The sequence below is a fragment of the Ectobacillus sp. genome, from assembly GCF_056992975.1.
The window spans coordinates 1-3,527 of sequence record NZ_JBXKMX010000272.1; the positions used below are offsets into that span (position 1 = coordinate 1).

A 3,527-nucleotide genomic window follows, 5' to 3' on the forward strand; every position below is an offset into this window, starting at 1 on the left:
ACTTAGCTCTGGTTTCTTAATAGCAGGAATCATATTATACAAATTTCTGCTCGCTATAGACACGGATTATTTAGTAAGAATACTATTTATCTTACATTCTCTACTTGTACAGCTTGTTTGAGAACAGCTCCTAAGCGTTTCATGCCTTCCACAATTCTATCCTCTGGCATGTTCGAATAGTTCAAGCGGAAGGTGTTTTTCTTAGGATTATTTGGGAAGAATGATCCGCCTGGAACAAAGGCTACGTTATTATTGATGCATTCTACAAAAAGTTCATCTGTGTTAATGTGAGAAGGAAGTTCTACCCATATGAACAAGCCACCTTCTGGCGAGCTATGTTTAACTTGGCTAGGGAAGAAATCATTGATACATTGCATCATGATTTCACGGCGAGCACGATATACAGCTTTTATTTTTTGAATATGCGCTTCTAGGTCAAAGAGTTCGATATATTTTGCCGTGATTCGTTGGGCGAAGCTGTCTGTATGCAAATCAGCAGATTGTTTGAATGAAACATATTTCTCAATGAAGGATGGGTTTGCACAAATCCATCCAAGACGAAGCCCAGGGGCAAGAATTTTAGAGAAGGTACTTAAATAAATGACACGACCTTCTGTATCAAACTGTTTAAGCGGCGGTAAGGCTTCTCCTGCAAATCGAACCGCACCATACGGATTGTCCTCCACGATGATAATGTTATACTTGTTTGCTAGTTCAATCATTTTTTTACGACGTTCCAGCTTCATCGTACGGCCTGTTGGATTTTGAAAGTCTGGAATGGTGTAAATGAATTTCGCATTTGGATGTGTTTGAAGCGCTGTTTCTAGTTCTTCCATAATCATACCATCTGCATCCATCGCTACTTCTACAAAGTTTGCATTGTACACTTTAAAGGCATTGATTGCTGCTAAATACGTAGGGCTTTCACAGATAACGGTATCGCCTTCATCTAAAAACAGCTTCCCTGTTAAATCAAGGCCTTGCTGCGAGCCGCCTGTAATGATTATGTTATCAATCGTAGAATCGATGCCGATTGCTTCTTGTCTTTCCACAATTGCTTGTCGTAACGGGATATACCCCTCAGTCGTGCTATATTGTAAGGCTTGGGCCCCAGATTCAGTTAACACGGCTTCACATGCAATCTTAATTTCTTCCACGGGGAAAAGTTCAGGTGCAGGAAGACCACCAGCAAACGAAATTACTTCTGGTTTTTCCGTTACCTTTAAAATTTCACGGATTTCGGAAGCTACCACATGTTTTGTACGTTCTGAAAATTTTTCTTCCATCAACATAATCAACCTTCCTTTATTCTGTAGTTTGTTTAAATAGATAGATAGTAGGATTGATCTGCCCTCTTTTTATATCACCAGGAATGTTTTTTTTATAAAACAGAAATTTCTGATAATTTTTTTCGCAGAGGTAGTTCCTGCTCTTTGTAAATCTGTCATAGACTTTTTACTGCATGACACTATCGTTCTTCATATAATTACGATGAAAATATATATATTATATAATGACTACGTTTGATATTGCAATAGAATTTTAATTATAGGGAGGTAAATGCTTTACTATTCATGATAGACTCCTCTACGTTTGGTATAATAAAATAGCATAATTTGTTCCATGTTTTCATATGTTGCAAATGGTCGCGCATATAAACTAGCACATGTTCACTTAGTTAACCAATTTATGAAGAGATCGTTCATTTTAGATCAGGAGGCAATGATATGGGGTATCCATCTCCAGCCATACAGGAAAAGTCTAGTTCGCATTGGTACGTTGTAGCTACTGTTTGTATTGGTGCCTTTATGGCAGCGTTAGATGCAAGTATTATTAATGTCGCACTTCCGAAATTAGAGCACCAGTTTCAAGCTCAAATGAATGAAATAGAATGGGTAAGTTTAGCTTATTTATTATCATTGGCTTCGTTTATTTTAATATTTGGAAGAATTGCGGATATGATTGGACGTAGGTGGTTATACACTAGTGGATTTGTTCTATTTTCCATTAGTTCATTAGGTTGTGGACTTGCCCCTACACTGTCTATTTTAATCGCATCTCGTGTGCTTCAGGGAATTGGAGCAGCGATGTTGCAAGCGAATAGTGTATCCATTATTACAATTGCTACGCCGAAGAAGGACCTTGGAAAAGCAATTGGTATTCAAGCTAGCGCACAAGGGATAGGCTTAAGCTTAGGACCTGTTGTGGGAGGAGCTTTACTCTCCTTTGTAAGTTGGAAATGGATCTTTTTTATCAATTTGCCAATTGGTATGTTAGGGATTATCTTAGCTATCTTGTTTTTACAAAAGGATTCTGTCACAAAGAAAAAAGAGAAGTTTGACTATGTAGGTGCTGCATTTCTAATTCCCTCTTTAGTCGCAATAATCTATATACTTAATATGGGATTAAAACAAGGCTTTGGATCTCCTCTTATGGTTGTGAGTTATATCATTGGAATTACAACTGCAACTCTGTTTATTCAAATTGAAAGAAAACGATCCTATCCTTTGGTAGACTTGACCCTTTTTAAAAATGTAAATTTTTCTACAGGAAATGTAACTAGTATTATGTCCTTTATTATTATGTACGCTGTACTATTATTAACGCCATACTATTTAGATCAGGTAAAGCATCTTCCTATTTTCCAAGTTAGTCTTCTGATTACAGTTATACCAATTGGAATGACAATTTTCACTCCTATTTCTGGGATGATGTCTGATCGTAATGGGCCTGCTATTCCTGTGATGTTAGGACTGTCTATGACTACAATGGGTGCCTTCCTTTTGACATTTATAAATATAACGGGAACATACATCTTGACATGTGGAGGTCTCTTTTTAATTGGGGCGGGCATAGGGATGTTTACTCCTCCAAATAATAGCAATGTTATGGGCAATGTTCCAATACATGTATTAGGAATTGCAGGAGGGATTTTAAATATGTCTCGCACATTGGGAATGGGTTTAGGCATTACACTCGGTGGATTGTCCTATCAATTCTTTTTGCAAGTATACAAGAATTTTAATATGGATTTTTTACTATTTACATTCAGATCATCTTATTTTGTAATTGCAGTGTTTTCATGTTTGACACTTTTTATAGCCTTTAAAAATTATAAGAACGATTTAAAAAAGATACGGGATTATAGCTCTAATGAAATTGGCGTGTAGATATTTTGAAAATCTAATATAAATCAAGATGGCAGTCCGTAACTTTACATGAAAGTTGGGACTGCTTTTTTTGTCATTCCCTGAAGTGGGGGACAAATTAACATTTTCTTAATAGTTTCTCTCTTTCATTGAACTAGCTCTGTATGATATCGTGTTATCGGCGTTCAATCTATAATAGTGTTCTTTAAATACATATATTAGAAAAATATAGGAGGGAAGATATATGGACAAGAACGAAAAGGGGAAACTTTCGTTAATTCTGGAAGTGCTATTGGTTTCTACAAAGCTCGGGCTTACTTCGTTTGGAGGTCCTATTGCCCATCTAGGATATTTCAGAGAGGAATATGTAAAACGCCG

General features: G+C 36.6%; 3 protein-coding genes. 2 read left to right on the forward strand and 1 reads right to left on the reverse strand.

The features are described 5' to 3' along the window. Positions 1–86 precede the first annotated feature (86 nt). Positions 87–1,286 (reverse strand): aminotransferase-like domain-containing protein, encoded by a 1,200-nt coding sequence (locus AC11ZT_RS12460; RefSeq protein ID WP_484059906.1) that lies wholly within the window; start codon positions 1,284–1,286, stop codon positions 87–89. A gap of 441 nt (positions 1,287–1,727) precedes the next feature. Between AC11ZT_RS12460 and AC11ZT_RS12465 the strand changes: the two genes are divergently transcribed. Both AC11ZT_RS12465 and AC11ZT_RS12470 read left to right on the forward strand, forming a co-directional pair. Beyond that, on the forward strand, positions 1,728–3,170 hold the full coding sequence (locus AC11ZT_RS12465; RefSeq protein WP_484059905.1) for an MFS transporter: 1,443 nt from the start codon (positions 1,728–1,730) through the stop codon (positions 3,168–3,170). Between the two features lie 223 nt (positions 3,171–3,393). Next, on the forward strand, positions 3,394–3,527 hold a 134-nt coding region (locus AC11ZT_RS12470), incomplete at its 3' end, for a chromate transporter (RefSeq protein WP_484059907.1).